Origin of the sequence: Paenibacillus residui (assembly GCF_042677205.1) — a bacterium.
Classification (GTDB): Bacteria; Bacillota; Bacilli; order Paenibacillales; family NBRC-103111; genus Paenibacillus_L; species Paenibacillus_L residui.
In genome coordinates this window covers 40,791-57,475 of the sequence record NZ_JBHTIU010000106.1, presented here as the reverse complement: position 1 = coordinate 57,475, position 16,685 = coordinate 40,791, and the positions used below count along the sequence as shown (strand labels likewise).

Below are 16,685 nucleotides of genomic sequence, written 5' to 3'. Positions count from 1 at the left end.
AAAGCAGCCCACGGTTTGCGAGCCGCTCTTAACCGATCAAGGAGATTCAAGGTACGTTCGCTTGATCATACTGCATTCTGTAGAACTTGGCATAGATCCCGTTGCTTTCCAGAAGCTTGACATGCGTGCCTTCTTCCGCAATCCCTTGTCCCGAGAGGACAATAATCCTGTCCGCGCTTCGGATAGTGGACAGCCTGTGTGCGATGACGAAGGTCGTGCGGTTCTTGGCCAGCTTGTCAAAGCTTTCCTGAACGACTCTCTCGCTCTCATTGTCCAGGGCGGAGGTGGCTTCATCGAATATAAGGATAGGAGGATTTTTCAAAAATACACGAGCGATGCTGATGCGCTGTTTCTGACCACCGGAAAGCTTGATCCCGCGCTGCCCGATATAGGTATCGTAACCATCCGGAAGCTCCATAATAAACTTATGGGCATTTGCATGCTTGGCAGCCTCTATCACATCCTCATCCGTAGCTCCGGGCTTCCCGTATAATATATTCTCTTTAATAGTGCCAGAGAACAAATACACATCCTGCTGTACGATCCCGATCTGGTCACGTAAAGACTTCAGCTTGATCTTTTTTATATCCGTGCCGTCAATTTCAATCGTCCCTTCGCTGGTTTCGTAGAAACGCGGAATTAAACTGCAAAGGGTCGTTTTGCCAACTCCGGATGAACCTACAAGCGCAACATATTCACCGGGATTTACCTTCAGGTTTATACGGCTGAGCACATAATGCGAACCGACGGCATACTGAAAGCCCACGTTGATAAATTCCACTTTTCCTTTTACACGGCTTGACACGAGCGCATCCGGGGCATCTGCAATATCCGGTTCAATGTTCAGAATCTCCATAAAACGTTCAAATCCGGCGACCCCATTCTGAAGATTTTGGGTAAAGTTCACTAATCTCTTCACCGGATCGATCAGGGTGTTGATGTATAGCAAGAAGGTAAGCAGTTCGGTCACAAGCAGCTGATGATAACTGATAAGAACGGCGCCCACAATCACAACGGAAATATTAATGAAGGCAGTGAACCCGGTCAAGCCATTAAAGAACAGGGCCTCTACCCAATAAGTGTTTTTCCTGCTTTCCAAAAAACGGCTGCTGCTGCTTCTGAATTTATCCATTTCGATTTCTTCGTTGGCGAAGGCTTGGACCACTCGGATTCCGGCCAGGCTGTCCTCGATTTGAGAGTTGATGTCCGCTATCCGTTCCTTGTTCTTTTTGAGAGCGTGTTTCATCTTGACGCTGTAGTGATATGCAAAAATAAGCATTATAGGTAAAATGAGGAAAATGGTTAAAGTGAGCGGCCAGTTAATGCTTAGCAAAATACAGAACGATCCTGCAATTCTCACTAGAGAAATAACCGTATCTTCCGGCCCATGGTGTGCAAGCTCCGATATATCGAATAAGTCTGTCGTTATACGTGACATGAGTTGTCCTGTTCTAGTGTTGTCGTGATAATTAAACGAAAGCTTCTGAACATGCTGAAACAAATCGCTTCGCATGTCGGACTCCATCCTGGCCCCCATCACATGCCCGAAATAGTCGGTATAGAAGTTACTGGCATACTCCACTATCATCAATAACAAAAAGATCCCGGCCATTTTAATAACCAACTCTGTAGCGATTCCCTCATCGCTTATGGCTTTGGTTGTTATTTGATTAATCAGCAAGGGATAGGCAAGCACGGTAATCGAAGCCAGCGAGGCAAAGAACAAATCCGCAAACAATACCTTTCTATACGGTTTGTAGTAGCTTAAAAACTTCCCGAGATTATTTATAAAAGATACCTCCAAACTTCAGTCTTTATTAAAAATCTTGTCCCTTCCTCATAAGAATGGCGGTGTTCAGCGCAGCGGTTATTTGATAATTTTCCATCCTTTATCACTCCAGTCATTTTTGCATTTATTCTAGCACCCCAAATACGATGCGGACAATTTAACAAATCGTTATAATGAATGATTATCATCTTTTTTTGCTAAACCCGGGGTAACCTTTAAAGGGCGGGGACGGCAAGCATTTGGTCGTCTTTGGGAAGTCGGGATATGAGATTGCACGGGAGAAAATAAATAGGAGAAAGATAATGAGGAAATTATAGAGTTGAAAAAGGAACTTGCCAAGCTGGGAATCATCGTCCGAGAGGAGGGGATCCGACAGTATTGGAGGCAAGTTCCAACGATTAAATTTTCACAATGATAGCTCGGCTTGGGCACGATACTATTCAGATAGAAGCGGCATAGTCCAATCGAGGCCGTTAGCCGCGCTTCAGGGCTGGACGCCCCGGTCTTGCCGGACAGCGTCCGTGGTCGGCTTCGCGGATGGCCGGTGCCATAAGGCGATAAGGAGAAGAACGATCGCGCTTCCCAGATAAAGATACAACATTCCGTTAGGCAGGCCGACCAACAAGTATGTCAACATCGGGCCCAGCGCGGAGCCTAGATCGGTAGCCACCGAGTAAGCGGTCATGACCGCTACGACGGAAGAGAGCCGGGCGACATCCGACGCCAAGGCGTCCAATAAAGTGGAGACGGCTGTGCTGGCCGCCATGATGAACAAGATAATCGCGCACCAAGCGTACAGCGGAAGGTTCCAAGGCACCAAGGCGTATCCGGCCGCCGAGACGACCAGCGCCAGGCAGAAGAGGGGCAGCCGACCCTTCGGGCCGTCCGAGCGCCTGCCGACCCAGGCGGCGAGGAACGGCTCCCACGCCCAGCGGGCCGCCTGGAGTATGCCTGCCAGCATCGTGCTCGTCATGACTATGCCGATCAGCATCATTGGCTGAGTATAGTTGGTTTCGATCAACAGACTTAAAGTGGCGACCATGACTGTCTGGATAAGATAAAGCAGCAGGCCGGTAGCGATGATTATGATAACTGGCTTGGTCCAAATCCTTCTGCTTATGCTCCGGTCTTCCTTCTGCATCTGCGAAGCTTCGGTATCATTTGCTTTACCGCCGGTAATGTAGAGGGCGACATAGGGAAGACCTGCCAGCATGAACAAGCCGAATACGATGGAGACGGCATCCATGCCGCACAATGGAACGAGAATGCCGCCGGCCAGCATGCCAACGAGGCTTCCGAGCCGGGATATTCCGTTAAAGCGTCCCATCAATCGCCCCCGATTCGAATCGTCGGAGTAACGGATAACGGTTAAATAGCCGCCCATACGCAGGAAAGACCAGGCTATCCCCCACAGGCCTCGGAGAATGAGCCATATGGCAAATCCATCGAAAAGTCCGTAACCGACTGTCGTTGCAGCAGCCAGCAGCACGGCAAGGAATAGTCCGATGCGTAGAGGCATTTTTCTGTAAAGCAGACCGATTAGCGGCGTCGATGGCAGGCGGATAAAACGGTTCACCGACAGGAGAACGCCGACCTCCCATAATGCACTGAGGCCGGCTTCTTTCCAGTAAATAGGCAGTACGATGTACAGCATGGAATCTCCGAGCAGACAGAGTGCGGTAACAATAGCAATGATCGTAACCGGCCGCTGCCCGTTGCCGGTCGTCGTTTCTTTCAATAAATTAAGGTTCATAGATTGTCATGAGGGTCAGAAAGGCCGTCTGTTCGTCACAGGGTACCTTGTACCTTGTGCGTAAGACCTGAAAATGCCCAACCGGTTCGATATGAAGCAAACCGAGAATGTGGGCGACCTTCATTCTTCTCCTACATGCTCCTTTTTCTGGGAAAACTTTCTTCACTCCCTTCTTTTTACCCCTTTTTAACATTTCGGTCAAGACCAGACTTATAAATAGCCGATGAAGCCTCCGTGAGGGCGCTGCTTTCCGGTGTAGTCAAACAGGGTCCGGGCCTTCGCAAAAGCGGAAAAGCGCCGAAGGAACCGGGTTGGTTCCTTCGGCGCCCAAGGCTCTTCCGATTATTCCTGCAAGCTTTCTCCCATCGGATTCTCCTTCCACATCATTGTAATCCCGAGTCCGATGGCCATAATGACAGCAGCGAAAAGATAAGGATAATGGATGTTTAAGTCAAATAATATTCCAGCGACCGCAGGCCCGACGATATTACCCAGGCTCGTATAGGTGGAGTTCATTCCCGCCACAAATCCTTGCTCTTTGCCGGCAGACCTGGATAGGGAGGTTGTCAATGCCGGACGAAGCAGGTCAAAGGCGAGGAAGATGAAGCAGGTTACGGCCAGCACGACCCAAAAGTTCGAGATTACGGTAGATACGACCGCCATTATGGCGCCAGAAATCAAACATAATTGGATCAGCTTCTTCTCACCGAGAATATCGACCATTTTTCCAAACATGAAGATTTGCACAACAACGCCGAAGATGGAGCTTATCGTAATAATGGTGGCTATGTCCTTGGGCGTAAAGCCGAATTTATGATCGGAAAAGAGGCTAAAAACCGTTTCATAGGCCGATAATCCGAAAGCAAGAACAAACACGATGATAAAGGCAATAATGTAAAGCGGATTAAGCGATTTTCTTAAATCTGTAATAAAGCTAGTATGCTTTGCAGCCGCAGAGATTTCCTTAAGCTGTTCCTTGGTAAGCTGCTCCTTTAGGATAAAAATAGATGAGATACAGGCTATGAAGGCAATCGCCGCCGCAAAGAAGAAAGGCATGCGAACGCCATATTCGGCGATAAAGCCACCGACGCCCGGCCCTATAATAAAGCCGGTGCTGATCGCCGCGGAAACGTAACCCATCGCTTTGGGTCTCTCCTCGAGAGACGTAATGTCTGCCACGTATGCAGTAACCCCGGGCATAATAAAGGCGGCGCTGATTCCTCCCAAAATCCTGGACAGGTAAAGCCACAATACCTCCGTAGCCAAACCGAAGATAAGTTCCGAAACGCTGAAAAGGAGCAGGCCGATGGTGATGATTTTCTTCCTGCCATAACGGTCAACCCATCGTCCTGCGAACGGAGATGTCAGAAGCTGTGCCACCGCGAAGATCGCTACAAGATAGCCCATCGTCTTTCCCGACAAATGCATGATATTCATAAAAGACGGCATGACGGGGATGACGAGGCCGATGCCCAGAAATGCTATGAATATATTGCTCAGAAGTATGACTAATACCATTTTTTGTTCTTTTATTGTTTTTTTCATGGATCAACACTTTCTTTCTCTAAGTATCAATGATGCGAAATTCCTCTCCAGAATACCGTCCAGGAGGCTTCCAGCTTTTCTTTCAGCCTTCTCTTATCATTGCCGTATACTAACTCAATCATTATGGAATCGACGACTCCCAAGAAGGCGAGGGTCGGTGTTTTCGCTGCCTCTCCGACAATGGCATCGGCATCGATCCAATCCCGGAATTTGCTCTCCAGTACCGCCTGTACCTTCTCCTCGAGATCAATCACTTCCTTCTCGATAGCTTGAGCCAGATGAGCCGGCGGGAAGAAGGACATCCGCAGCCAAAACGTTAACTGCTCATTTTTTTGGAAAAGATCTATGACCAGCTGCAGAAAACCATATAAATTCTGTTCAGGATGGCGGGAATCCATATTACGAAAATATTCTAACTTGGAAGACAGCTCCGTCTCTTTCGCATCACGTAAAACCTGCAGGAAAAGATCATCCTTCCCTTTGAAATGGGCGTAAATGGATTGCTTCTTCATGCCGACTTCTTCAGCGATTTGAGACAGGGAGGCTCCTTCATAGCCATGGATGGTGAAATATTTTAACGCGGCTTCTTTAATTTCATTGCTTTTCAACCCTATCACCTCAATTAACGAACGTTCGTCAGTCATCATAGCAAAATAAAAAATGATATGCAAGCAAAAAATAAGCCCGCCCGGCATATTGGACAAATGTTGCGGACATGAGAGACCTTATTTTGCCCATGGGCTATTTTGTTGAAAAATATTTGCCATACCTATTTACAAACCGACGGTCGGTTTTTATAATTAGAGTATGTAAAATGTCTGGAGGAATGATTATGAAGAATGAGGATCGCAGGAAACAAACCATCCGGCAATTACTGGATGCGACAAAACAATTGCTTAGGGAGAAAAGCTGCCACGCTATAACGATGAAGGATATTATGGATCAATCGCAGTTGTCCAAGGGGGCCATCTTCCATTATGTGAAGAGCAAGGATGAAATTTTTGCCTGGGTGCTGCAGGAACGGCTGGAGGAGATCCACGAACATTTTATGAGCGAAGTTGAGAAGGGCGGAAGAACGTTCGACGGACCGATGCAAATCATCTCGAACAATCTGGCCGGCTTGGAGGATGCAGAGGAGGTAACCAATAAGGTTCTCGTGTATTTGCTGGGCAGGGAGGATGAACCCGCCGTCGCGGAAGTGCTCCGGAGCTTCTATGAGAGATCGGTGCATCTGTCCAAACAATGGATTATGATCGGCCAACAGCACGGTGTGATACAGGAGTCGGTCGATCCGGACAAGACGGCGGAATTGTTCGTTCTGCTCGCTTTCGGTCTGCGCGTTCGGGCTTCGCTGCCAGCGCTCCCCGTTTCATTCGCTGCCGGGGATTTATCGGCGTTCATGGCCCATCTGTTGAAAAAATAATAGCTTCATAGAAAGGAAAATGCGCTATGCATTTATGGCTGTTACTGCATTTGGCCGGTGTCGTATTATTTGTCGGAAATATCGTTACGGCGGCGTTCTGGAAATTCGCGCGGACCTGCACAAAAATCCGGTCGTCATTCACTCTGCGGTCAAAAACGTCATGCTTGCCGATTTTGTGTTCACTCTGCCGGGACTCGTCCTGATCATTCTATCGGGGATTGTTATGGCTGTTCAGACGGAAATGCTCGCTCAGGGATTTAATTGGCTAATGGCGTCGTTGATCTTGTTTGCGGTTACCGGCGTAGTCTGGCTGGCGGTGCTCCTTCCCCTGCAGCGGGCCATGATCCGTTATAGCGCCGCATGTGTGGATCGCGGGTACATCACGGAGGAGTACGCCCGAGCTTCCCGTTGGTGGGCTGTCTTCGGCACCATCGCCACTCTGCTGCCGGTTGTTATTCTTTATCTGATGATTGCAAAAAGCTTCTAAATCCGGGGAGGGATAACAATGGCTCCGTTTATCGCTCTGCTTTCATCCTTTGTGCTCTTTCGGGGCATCGGCTTGCTTGGCTGGCCTTATTTCGACGGTTGGCATTCTTCCCTGCGGGCGGCTGTAGTGGTCATGCTGCTGCTTGCCGCCTCCGCCCATTGGGGCAAGAGGCGTCCTGATCTGATACGGATGGTCCCGCCTTTTTTTCCAAAAAGAGAATGGATTGTGACCGTGACCGGTTGTCTGGAAATTGCAGGGGCTATCGGCCTGCTGCTGCCGGCTTTCTCGTTTGCTGCATCTGTGTGCTTGACCGTGCTGCTTCTTGCCATGTTTCCCGCCAACGTATATGCCGCCCGGGAAAAATTGACGATCGGCGGCAAGCCTGTGCCAAAGCTGTCTTTCCGTATTGTGCTGCAGATTGTTTTCATAGCGGCGGTCCTGCTGTCATCACCGATGTTCGGTCCAGAGCTTGGATGACAGGCAGGGTTAGAACAATATCATAGGCAATCGGCTATAAGCCTCCTGGACATTCTCATTGAGAAGCTTCTCTCCATGTGATTGTAAGGGGGCTTTTATTTATGGGCATCAAAGGACGGGCATAATTTTTGCAAAAATAAAATTTGTCCCGCAAATTCCTGACAAACGGATGTCAGGGTCGTAGGTTTATACTTTTAGATAAAAAGCGAATGGGGGAGTTCCATGTCACAGCAGGAGTACATTGTCATACGGGGAGCCAGGGAAAATAACTTGAAAAATGTATCGCTTCGAATCCCCAAACGGAAAATAACGGTTTTTACCGGAGTGTCGGGATCGGGTAAATCATCGATCGTTTTCGATACGATAAGTGCGGAAGCACAGCGGCTGTTAAATGAAACATTCACGGCGTTTATCCGAAATCGTCTACCTAAACACAGCCGGCCTGATATGGATTCGATAGAAAATCTGTCCACCGCCATCGTTATTGATCAGAGACGTCTGGGGGGCAACTCTCGTTCGACATTGGGCACTATTACCGATATTTATTCGATGTTCCGCCTGCTTTACTCGCGCGTAGGCAAGCCATTCGTCGGGTACTCCCACGTCTTCTCCTTTAACGATCCGGCAGGCATGTGTCCGGGATGTCAAGGCCTCGGCAAAAAGGTGGAGCTCGATGTTCGCAAACTCTTTGATCCATCGAAGTCATTAAATGAAGGAGCGATATTATTTCCCGTGTTTTCCGTAGGGTCGTGGTATTTAAAAACATATACCTTGTCAGGTTTATTCGATAATGACAAGAAGCTTGCGGACTATACGGAGCAGGAGCGGGAGCTGCTGCTGTACGGCAAAGGCAAAAAAATAAAGCTTCCGTCCAAGGGAGGACCGATCCAGTCTGATTATGAAGGAGTCGTCCACAAATTCAACCGTCTGTATATTCAAAGAGACAGCAGCGAATTGTCCGAGAGTACCCGAAGCAAGGTGAACCGCTTCATTACCCTTGTCGCGTGTCCGGAGTGCAAGGGCGCCCGTCTTAATCAGGCGTCTTTAAGCTGCACCATCAACGGACTTAACATAGCGGAATGCTCTGCGATGGAGATAAGCGAGCTTCATAAAGTGATAAACCGTATCAAAGATCCGATCGCGGCCCCGCTCGTATCCGCTTTGGCGGAGCGGCTCCAGCATCTGATCGACATAGGGCTGGATTATCTCACCTTGAACCGTGAGAGGCGCTTGAATTTTTTGATAAAGAAGAGATACGACGCCAGCTGCAGGCTATAGATGATGTTGGTTTGCATTATTTGACACTCGGCCAACCGTTAAGCACGCTGTCCGGAGGGGAATGCCAGCGTATTAAGCTGGCGGGCGAATTGCACAGGAAAGGAAAAATCTATGTCATGGACGAGCCGACAACGGGACTTCATCTATCGGATGTGGATCATTTGTTGACCATTCTAAACCGACTTGTGGATAATGGCAGTACGGTCATTGTTATTGAACACAACCTGGATATCATCAGACAGGCGGACTGGGTGATCGACCTTGGACCGGAAGGCGGTCATAAAGGCGGACAGGTTATTTTTGCAGGAACGCCAAGGCAGCTATCTGACGCTCAGGGATCGTTAACAGGTATGTATATAGGAAAATGAAGAATGCTCAAGATGGATGAAGTACACTTGGGTGTCAGCCGTTGCTGGGATGATGGCTAAGTGGTTGACCACCGTCATGCGACGCCAAACACCGCGCGCCGGGAGTCTGGAGCGTTGCGGAAGGCTGGGGGGCCGCTCGTGCTTTTGGTCTGTTGCCGATATAATCGGGATAGGGGGGATTTTGCTTGAAGCTGGATCGATTACTTGCTATTACAATGTGTCTGCTCAGTAATAAAAGAGTGACTGCCGCCGAGTTGGCGGACAGGTTCGAGGTATCCTTAAGGACTGTCTACCGGGATATCGACGCGATTAATCAGGCTGGAATTCCTGTTGCTTCCTATCCCGGTCCGGACGGAGGGTATGAAATTATGCCGGGCTACCGGATAGATAAACAAGTATTGACGCTGGAACATTTAGTTGCGATCTATACTTCGTTGCGAGGCATTCAATCGGCAACGGATAACTCCGAGCTGACCGAGCTGCTTGAAAGAATCGGGGCTTTGATCCCGGAGGATTTCACAACCTCTGCCTCATTCAGCCTCGATTTCCGGCACTCTTCGAATGCGGATGTCAAGGAGAAGATACGGTCTCTTCAGCTTGCTGTCCGGGAGATGCATACAGTGAAATTTGACTACATGGATAGTAGGGGAGCAGAGACGTCCCGAACGGTTGAGCCCATGGGATTGTACCTGAAGCGGAGCGCTTGGTATTTATGGGGGTTCTGTCGTATCCGTTCGGCCCTCAGGGTCTTTCGTTTATCCCGCATGAACAATTTGAAGCTCTTATCTGAAAGGTTCGTCCGCCGCAACTTGACCATTGAGGATATAGATAAGGACCGCAACATAAAGCCGCCGGATGGCGTGGATGTAATGCTATGCTTTAACCCCGCGGCGAAGGCTAGGGTCAGGGAAGAGTTCGAAGCCGCCGATATTGCGGAGAATCCCGATGGAACCTTGCTGATAAAGGCCTATTATTATTCGAGGGAGAAGGCCGTACAGCATCTTTTGAGCTTTGGGATTCATGTAAGGGTGCTGGCACCGCCGGAGTTTATTGATGAATTCCGCTGCCAAGTGCTTCAAATTTCGCGTCTGTATCAGCATTGACGGTTTGGCCGTAGAAATGTTGTTGTTTATTTTATTTAAGTATTTACTTTATTAAGGAAAAGATTTAATATGAAGTCAGAAATAACCGGAAGGGAGGAAAACGACTAACGATGCCTGTCGATATATTTTCTGCACTTGCCGACCCGACCCGGCGCAGGATTCTGGAGATGCTCGCTGATCATGACGGGTTATCTGCATCCGAGATTTACGATCAATTCAAAGTCAGCCCGCAGGCGATTTCCCAACATCTGAAAATTCTTCGCGGGGCGAATTTGGTAGAGGTGGAAAAGCGGGCACAGCAGCGCATCTATCGAATCAACACTAAAGCAATGGTCCAATTCGAGGAATGGTCCAAGGGGATGAGACAGCGCTGGAGCCGAAGACTGGATACCTTGGATGCAGTATTAAAAGAAGAAATGAAGAAACATGCAAATAACCAAATTGAAAAGGAGAAACCCGAATGAATTCAAAAGAGAATCAGCAAGCCCTTGTCATTACCCGCACGTTTGAATACGGCTGGACAGTGCTTGGGCCCATGTCAGACAATGCCGTTGCCGGCATGAATCAATCGCTGGATAAGCTCGTCCAAGCCATCGCGTGAGAAGGGGAGCCGATCCCGACCGTAATTAACAAGTTTAAACATTACTACGGATTAGCTCCAGGCCAAGTATTTAAATCGATTGTCCGTTTTGTACAATGATTATGGACCTAAATATGCGATGATTTGCTGAAAAGATTAAACATCGACACAGGAGGAGAATAATGAAGCCTCGAATTTCCGTACTCACATTAGGCGTGGACGATTTGGAAAGATCATTAAAATTCTATCGGGATGGACTGGGCCTGCCGACCCAAGGGATCATAGGCAAAGAGTTTGAACACGGGGCGGTCGCCTTTTTCGACTTGCAGGCCGGTGTCAAACTGGCCATCTGGAACCGCCGTGATCTCGCCCATGAGGCGAAGGTCCCTCTGGGATCGCCGAGCCCGACGGAAATGACCATCGGCCATAATGTAGGCAGCAAGGAAGAAGTGGACAGAATTATGGAACAAGCCCGGAATGCAGGGGCTGTCATTACGGATCCCGCGCATGACGCTTTCTGGGGCGGGTACTCGGGACACTTCCAGGACCCCGATGGCCATTTATGGGAAATCGTCTGGAATCCTGCTTGGGAGATCGAGGATTGATCTATCGTCCCGCTCGCATAGGGCGGGAAAGAGCAGCCCAACTATAGGAAATAACACATAGGCAACAATACTCTCCAGACGATTGGTTGCAAACATCCATGCATGTATAATAGTAGCCAGAGGAACAAACGCATTATGCATAATGAAAAGAAGCGGAGAGGAAGAGATGAACCACTCGAGTCACGGCGGACCATACCATGTACGTCCATACCGTCAGGAAGATCGGGAAGCATGTATGGCTTTGTTTGAGAGCAATGTACCGAAATATTTTGCGCCCGAGGAGCTTAAAGATTTTGTTTCTGATCTGGATGATTTGAAGTGGCCGTATTTGGTCATGGAGGATGAGAACGGGAAGATTGTCGCCAGTGGCGGTTATGGCGCTATAGGAGAAGACGGGACCGTTGCCGCTCTCTGTTGGGGGATGGTCCGCCGGGATCTTCATCGATGCGGGCTGGGCAGGCGGCTTCTCGTCGAGCGATTGAAGAGGATCGCGGCGGAGCCGAAATTTACCAGAGTAACCATTGAAACGTCGCAGTACAGCCGCGGCTTTTTCGAACGTTTCGGGTTCGTCGCAAAGCGGGTTTGCCCGGATGGTTTTGCCCCGGGCTTGGATCTAGTAGAGATGGAGCTTGATCTTTCCCGGTTGAAATTATAGCTCGACTTTCGGTGCGAGATCGCATTAAACCTGAAAGTTGAGTATTAAGATCTTTGGGATAAGCTGCCGTGAAATTCAAAGATCATGTACGGTTACACAAAGTTGGATAACGATCCCAAATGGATCTTGTAGTACAGCATATCCAGGACTAAAGTAAAGTGCATCGTTTACTCCAGCCTATGCAGAACATTCGGATGATCCTCTTTAGCGAGAGAGAAAGCGGCCGTACCGATAATTCAGTAAAAATTACCGGCTTTCGCGGAAGCGCGAACGGCTGAGGGGTATATGGCCGAGGAATTCTTCTCTGCATGTCAAAATCGACTCTGGCGGCGGGCGGCTTTCGCTTGCCTTAACGGCGATGCAAAAAAAAGCGAGTGTTTGTGGGTACCCGACCACGAACCTCGCTCTTTTATTTTCCTTCTTCGATCATTAAACCGATTCCGCAGGCAAGTTCCCGCCATACACGTTGCGAGCGATAATTTTCGCCACTTCCGATTTATGGGCTAAATAAGCATCCGATTTGGTTTCGATAAAATCGGCTTTTCTCATTTACGTCTGTTCCTAACTATTATATAATGAGTTAAAGTCCTATATAGGTATAGCGTCTCTATATATGAGACGAACAAGATTCTCCTTTTCAGAATTCCATTAAATAAGAGCGAACGAGTCAAGACTTTTCAGAGAACTAAGAGTGGGGGATTGAATATGACCAACGCTTTGGTAAAGAGGGAAGTTATTCGTTTGGCGATGATCGGCATGGTTGATGGCAACGGGCATCCTTATTCCTGGAGCGCCATCTTCAATGGATACAATGAGAGGGCTATGCAGAACTGTCCTTATCCCGGCATTCCGGAGTATTTGGCTAAAGAGCCTAAGGAGAATTTGCGCATCAAGGGAGCTAAGGTGACTCATATTTGGACGGATTCGCCGGAAGATGCCCGGCTTGTCGCGGAGGCGTCCTTAATTCCCCATATTGCAAGCTATCCGGAGCAGGTTATTGGCCAGGTGGATGCGGTCATTATAGCAACCGACATAGGGGGAGAGCATGTGGAGCGGTGCCGGCCTTTCGTGGAGGCAGGTCTTCCCGTGTTCGTGGATAAGCCGCTGGTGGATAATGAAAGCGATTTAGCGATATTTGCCCAATGGGCGAGAGAGGGTAGGGCAATCCTGTCCTCCAGCAGTATGAGGTACAGCAAGGAATATATGCCTTATCGGCTGTCAACGGCAAATTTAGGGCAGCTGCGCTATGTAACGGTGGCTATGGCCAAGTCTTGGGAACGGTACGGTATCCATGCGCTGGAAGGAATTTATCCTATTGTGGGGCCGGGTTTCTTGACGGTGCGGAATACGGGCACCGAGGACAGGAACATCGTGCATCTTAAGCACCGGTGCGGGGCGGATATAGTGATTTCCGTTACAGCCGATATGTATGGAGCTTTCGGCCCCGTGCTTCTGTGCGGTACATCGGGGCATGCGTATGTTTCCTTTCAAGATACTTTCTATTCGTTCAAAGCCCAGCTTCAAGCTTTTATCGATTATTTGCGCACAGGCGAAAGGCCCTTTCCGTTTGCGGAGACAGCTGAATTGATGAAGCTTGTCATAGCGGGAATCCGAAGCCGCGAACAGCAGGGAGCGGAAATTGCGGTGAAGGATATAGCACCTTCCCTTGCTGGGTTAGAATGATAGAACTGCTTAATTCTGTCAGGGAATCAGGTTGTCGGCCGGGCAGCCGTTGACAGATCAACCGCCTGTTTGCCGTTGACGATCCGTCGAACGTTAGCCTGTGACGGATCAGCTTACCGTTTAGCTGGAGTTCTAGGCCCCTCAGTTAATACTTTGCTGCCAGCCATAACAACTCAATAATCAGGAGGAACCGCTATGTCCGTAAGAAAGTACGCAATGCGGCCTAGTAGAGTACTGAGAAAGCTGCATGCAGGAGAAGTAGCTTATTGCACCAAACTTAATCTGGCCGATTCCCGTTCGGCGGAAATAGCCGCTATGTCGGGCTTTGATTGTATCTGGACCGATATGGAGCATGTGCCCAATGACTGGTCTGCGGTAGAAAAGCAAATTTTGGCCGCCAAGGCTTACGATGCGGATACGATTGTCCGAGTTGCACGCGGAAGCTACAGCGACTATATCCGCCCGCTGGAAATGGACGCGGCCGGCATTATGGTGCCGCATATTATGAGCCTGGAGGACGCGCAGCGGGTGGTCCGCAGCACGAAATTCCATCCGCTTGGCATGAGGCCGGTCGACGGGGGCAACTCGGATGGAGCATACTGCAACGTGGACTTTAACGATTACATCAAGCAGGCGAATGAAGAACGCTTTTTGATTCTGCAGATTGAAGATGTGGAGCCGTTGGATGAGCTGGAGCAGATCGTTGCTTTGCCCGGGGTTAATATGATCTTTTTCGGTCCGGGCGATTTCAGCCAATCGATCGGGGCTCCCGGCCGGATGGATCATCCCCTGCTGTTGGAAACGCGGAAGCGGATAGCCGATCTTGCCAACAAATACGGGAAGTTCGCAGGCACCGTAGGGACCGTGGACAACCGCGAGGAGCTGATCGGGCTTGGTTACAGGTTCATCAGTATTGGGGCGGATGTAGTCGCTTTAAGCCAGTATTACAATGCCATTATGAAGCGGCTGTTGTCGTCTTGCGGAAGACCGGCAGACAGCATTTACTCGGAAAGCTCGAAGGAGGGAACAACATGAACGTTATGTCATCTTTTTCACTCGAGGGTAAAGTAGCTGTTGTAAGCGGAGGCAGCGGTTTGTATGGGCGGCAAATCGCCTCCGCGCTCGCTCAGGCGGGGGCGATTACCCAGGTGACTTCCCGCAATGGCGACAAGCTCGCCGAGATCGAGGCAGACTTCGCCGCTAGAGGGGTGCAGGTTACCGCCCGCCAGCTGGACCAGGCCGAGGAGCCGTCTATTCTGGCCCTAAGGGACACGCTGCTGGACGTATACGGACGCATCGATATCCTCGTCAACAATGCGGTGCTGCGTACGATGGGCTCTTGGCAGGACCCCTTGGAGACGTTCACCAAGAGCATGGAGGTTAACGCAGCGGGATTATTTGCAATGACCCGCGCTTTTGGTGATGTGATGGCCCGACAGGGAGGGGGATCTATTATTAATGTAGGTTCTATCCAAGGCATGGTGGGGCCTGACGCCGAAATATACCGCGATGTCGAATTCCATGGCTTTGTTCCCGACTACTTCTTTCATAAAGGCGGCATGATTAATTTTACCCGCTTTACGGCCAGCTATTATGGAAAGAGCGGGGTGCGCTGCAACTGCATTAGCCCGGGAGGAATGGCCTCCGAGCGTACGCCTCCGGCTTTTATTGAAAGCTACAGCAGACGGACCTTCCTCGGGAGGATGGCGGGGGAAAGCGATCTGATGGGCAGCATCGTTTTTTTGGCATCGGATGCTTCGGCTTATATCACCGGGGTCAACCTTCCCGTAGACGGCGGCTACACCGCCAAATAGCGGGTTTGGATTGCATAAGCTCAGCCCGGTAAGGTAACGACCGGCATGGATTTGATAATCGAGGAGGCTCGAAGAATGTACAGTTGCTTGTTTTCCATGGAAAACAGAACCGTTGTCGTAACCGGAGGAAGCGGTTATTTAGGTCGAGAAATCGTTCGCGCCATGTCTGATTTTGGCGCTGCGGTTGTATCGGCTGATTTGCAGCCCGCAGAGCATACGGGAGAGAGAATCGTCAGTGCGGTTTGTGATGTCTCTGATACCGAATCGATTCGCCGCCTGTTCAACGAAGCTAGGGAAACGTTCGGCCGCATCGATGTCTTGATCAACTGCGCCACTTACGGGGCCGGCTACGGGCCGCTGGGCACCGTGGAGCAGATGTCCGACGAGGATTGGGCGTACGGATTGGACGGGGCGGTGGGTACCTGCTTCCGCTGTACCCGTGAAGCTGTGCCGCATTTGGAGGCTGCGGGGGGCGGAAGCATCGTCAATATCGCTTCCATGTATGGAATGGTTTCGCCCGACCCGTCCATCTACGGAACCAGCGGGGCGAACAACCCTGCCAATTACGGAGCCGGCAAAGCGGCCGTCATCCAGTTTACCCGTTATTGTGCGGCTCATCTGGCTGCGAAGGGCATCCGCGTGAATAGTGTTACCCCAGGGCCGTTCCCGAATCCCAACATCCAGCAGGATGAAGCTTTTCTGACCCGTCTGAACAGCAAGACGATGCTTGGCCGAGTAGGACAGGCGCATGAAATCGTAGGAGCCGTACTCTACTTGGCATCCGGCGCCTCCAGCTTTGTAACCGGATCCAACATCGTAGTGGATGGCGGTTGGACCGCCTGGTAGCGTCTCGATTTCGTTGTTAGTTGTCCATTCGCAATTTTGGGATAGCAAGTAACTCCGTATTTGTTATTCACCAGCGCCCTCATTTTAGAGAATAATGCATTTGCTTTACTTATGTTCACATGCACTACTTGCATCTGTCACCGGACAGCTTGTCTTTCGAAGGGGGGTGGGGACGAGCCGACAGGGAATAAATGAACTTGATTCATTAACGGATAAATAGAAGCGATTTCGGAGCGGAGTCATCGGAACCTGCTGAATGGAAGCCCTACGCTATGGTGT

Annotated in this window: 16 protein-coding genes and 2 pseudogenes; 14 read left to right on the top strand and 4 right to left on the bottom strand. The window is 49.9% G+C overall.

Annotation, left to right across the window (positions count from 1 at the left end; all coding sequences use genetic code 11):
- Nucleotides 1–46 precede the first annotated feature (46 nt).
- Complete coding sequence (locus ACFQ03_RS24555; RefSeq protein WP_379291672.1) at nt 47–1,789, bottom strand: ABC transporter ATP-binding protein; 1,743 nt, start codon at nt 1,787–1,789, stop codon at nt 47–49.
- Between the two features lie 304 nt (nt 1,790–2,093).
- On the opposite strand from ACFQ03_RS24555, the pseudogene ACFQ03_RS25930 reads away from it, so the two are divergent.
- A pseudogene (locus ACFQ03_RS25930) lies at nt 2,094–2,204 on the top strand (CysS/YqeB C-terminal domain-containing protein); the annotation flags it as partial.
- A 69-nt stretch (nt 2,205–2,273) separates the two neighbouring features.
- On the opposite strand, the gene ACFQ03_RS24550 reads toward ACFQ03_RS25930, so the two are convergent.
- The 3 genes from ACFQ03_RS24550 to ACFQ03_RS24540 form a co-directional block, all read right to left on the bottom strand.
- Complete coding sequence (locus tag ACFQ03_RS24550) at nt 2,274–3,527, bottom strand: MFS transporter (RefSeq protein WP_379291608.1); 1,254 nt, start codon at nt 3,525–3,527, stop codon at nt 2,274–2,276.
- Nucleotides 3,528–3,884: 357 nt separating this feature from the next.
- Nucleotides 3,885–5,087 carry an MFS transporter gene (locus ACFQ03_RS24545; RefSeq protein WP_144933433.1) on the bottom strand — a complete coding sequence of 401 codons (1,203 nt, stop codon included), beginning with the start codon at nt 5,085–5,087 and terminating at the stop codon, nt 3,885–3,887.
- Nucleotides 5,088–5,113: 26 nt separating this feature from the next.
- A complete protein-coding gene (locus ACFQ03_RS24540; protein ID WP_144933434.1) occupies nt 5,114–5,695 on the bottom strand; it encodes a TetR/AcrR family transcriptional regulator in 582 nt (193 codons plus the stop codon).
- Between the two features lie 224 nt (nt 5,696–5,919).
- Here ACFQ03_RS24540 and ACFQ03_RS24535 point away from each other — a divergent pair, with 224 nt between their 5' ends.
- The 13 genes and pseudogenes from ACFQ03_RS24535 (at nt 5,920) to ACFQ03_RS24475 (ending at nt 16,406) form a co-directional block, all read left to right on the top strand.
- A complete protein-coding gene (locus ACFQ03_RS24535) occupies nt 5,920–6,510 on the top strand; it encodes a TetR/AcrR family transcriptional regulator (RefSeq protein ID WP_144933435.1) in 591 nt (196 codons plus the stop codon).
- A 19-nt stretch (nt 6,511–6,529) separates the two neighbouring features.
- On the top strand, nt 6,530–6,997 hold the full coding sequence (locus tag ACFQ03_RS24530; protein WP_379291605.1) for a DUF2269 family protein: 468 nt from the start codon (nt 6,530–6,532) through the stop codon (nt 6,995–6,997).
- 18 nt (nt 6,998–7,015) lie between these two features.
- A complete protein-coding gene (locus ACFQ03_RS24525; protein WP_379291603.1) occupies nt 7,016–7,474 on the top strand; it encodes a DoxX family protein in 459 nt (152 codons plus the stop codon).
- A 222-nt stretch (nt 7,475–7,696) separates the two neighbouring features.
- Nucleotides 7,697–9,120, top strand: a pseudogene (locus ACFQ03_RS24520) (ATP-binding cassette domain-containing protein).
- 185 nt (nt 9,121–9,305) lie between these two features.
- A complete protein-coding gene (locus tag ACFQ03_RS24515; RefSeq protein WP_144933437.1) occupies nt 9,306–10,223 on the top strand; it encodes a helix-turn-helix transcriptional regulator in 918 nt (305 codons plus the stop codon).
- 110 nt (nt 10,224–10,333) lie between these two features.
- Nucleotides 10,334–10,687: a metalloregulator ArsR/SmtB family transcription factor gene (locus tag ACFQ03_RS24510; RefSeq protein WP_150959990.1), complete on the top strand. Its 354-nt coding sequence runs from the start codon at nt 10,334–10,336 to the stop codon at nt 10,685–10,687.
- Nucleotides 10,684–10,824: a hypothetical protein gene (locus ACFQ03_RS24505; RefSeq protein ID WP_191964363.1), complete on the top strand. Its 141-nt coding sequence runs from the start codon at nt 10,684–10,686 to the stop codon at nt 10,822–10,824. Before ACFQ03_RS24510 ends, ACFQ03_RS24505 begins: the two co-directional genes overlap by 4 nt.
- Before the next feature lie 161 nt (nt 10,825–10,985).
- Nucleotides 10,986–11,408, top strand: coding sequence for a VOC family protein (locus tag ACFQ03_RS24500; protein WP_144933439.1), 423 nt, complete (start codon nt 10,986–10,988; stop codon nt 11,406–11,408).
- 166 nt (nt 11,409–11,574) lie between these two features.
- Nucleotides 11,575–12,063: a GNAT family N-acetyltransferase gene (locus ACFQ03_RS24495; protein WP_144933440.1), complete on the top strand. Its 489-nt coding sequence runs from the start codon at nt 11,575–11,577 to the stop codon at nt 12,061–12,063.
- A gap of 705 nt (nt 12,064–12,768) precedes the next feature.
- The gene (locus ACFQ03_RS24490; protein WP_144933441.1) at nt 12,769–13,746 is read left to right on the top strand and encodes a Gfo/Idh/MocA family oxidoreductase; all 978 of its coding nucleotides are present in this window, start codon (nt 12,769–12,771) and stop codon (nt 13,744–13,746) included.
- Nucleotides 13,747–13,941: 195 nt separating this feature from the next.
- Nucleotides 13,942–14,781, top strand: coding sequence for an HpcH/HpaI aldolase family protein (locus tag ACFQ03_RS24485; RefSeq protein ID WP_144933442.1), 840 nt, complete (start codon nt 13,942–13,944; stop codon nt 14,779–14,781).
- A complete protein-coding gene (locus ACFQ03_RS24480) occupies nt 14,778–15,560 on the top strand; it encodes an SDR family oxidoreductase (RefSeq protein ID WP_144933443.1) in 783 nt (260 codons plus the stop codon). Before ACFQ03_RS24485 ends, ACFQ03_RS24480 begins: the two co-directional genes overlap by 4 nt.
- Before the next feature lie 75 nt (nt 15,561–15,635).
- Entirely contained in the window at nt 15,636–16,406 is a 771-nt protein-coding gene (locus ACFQ03_RS24475) for an SDR family oxidoreductase (protein WP_150959988.1), read from the top strand.
- Nucleotides 16,407–16,685 lie beyond the last annotated feature (279 nt).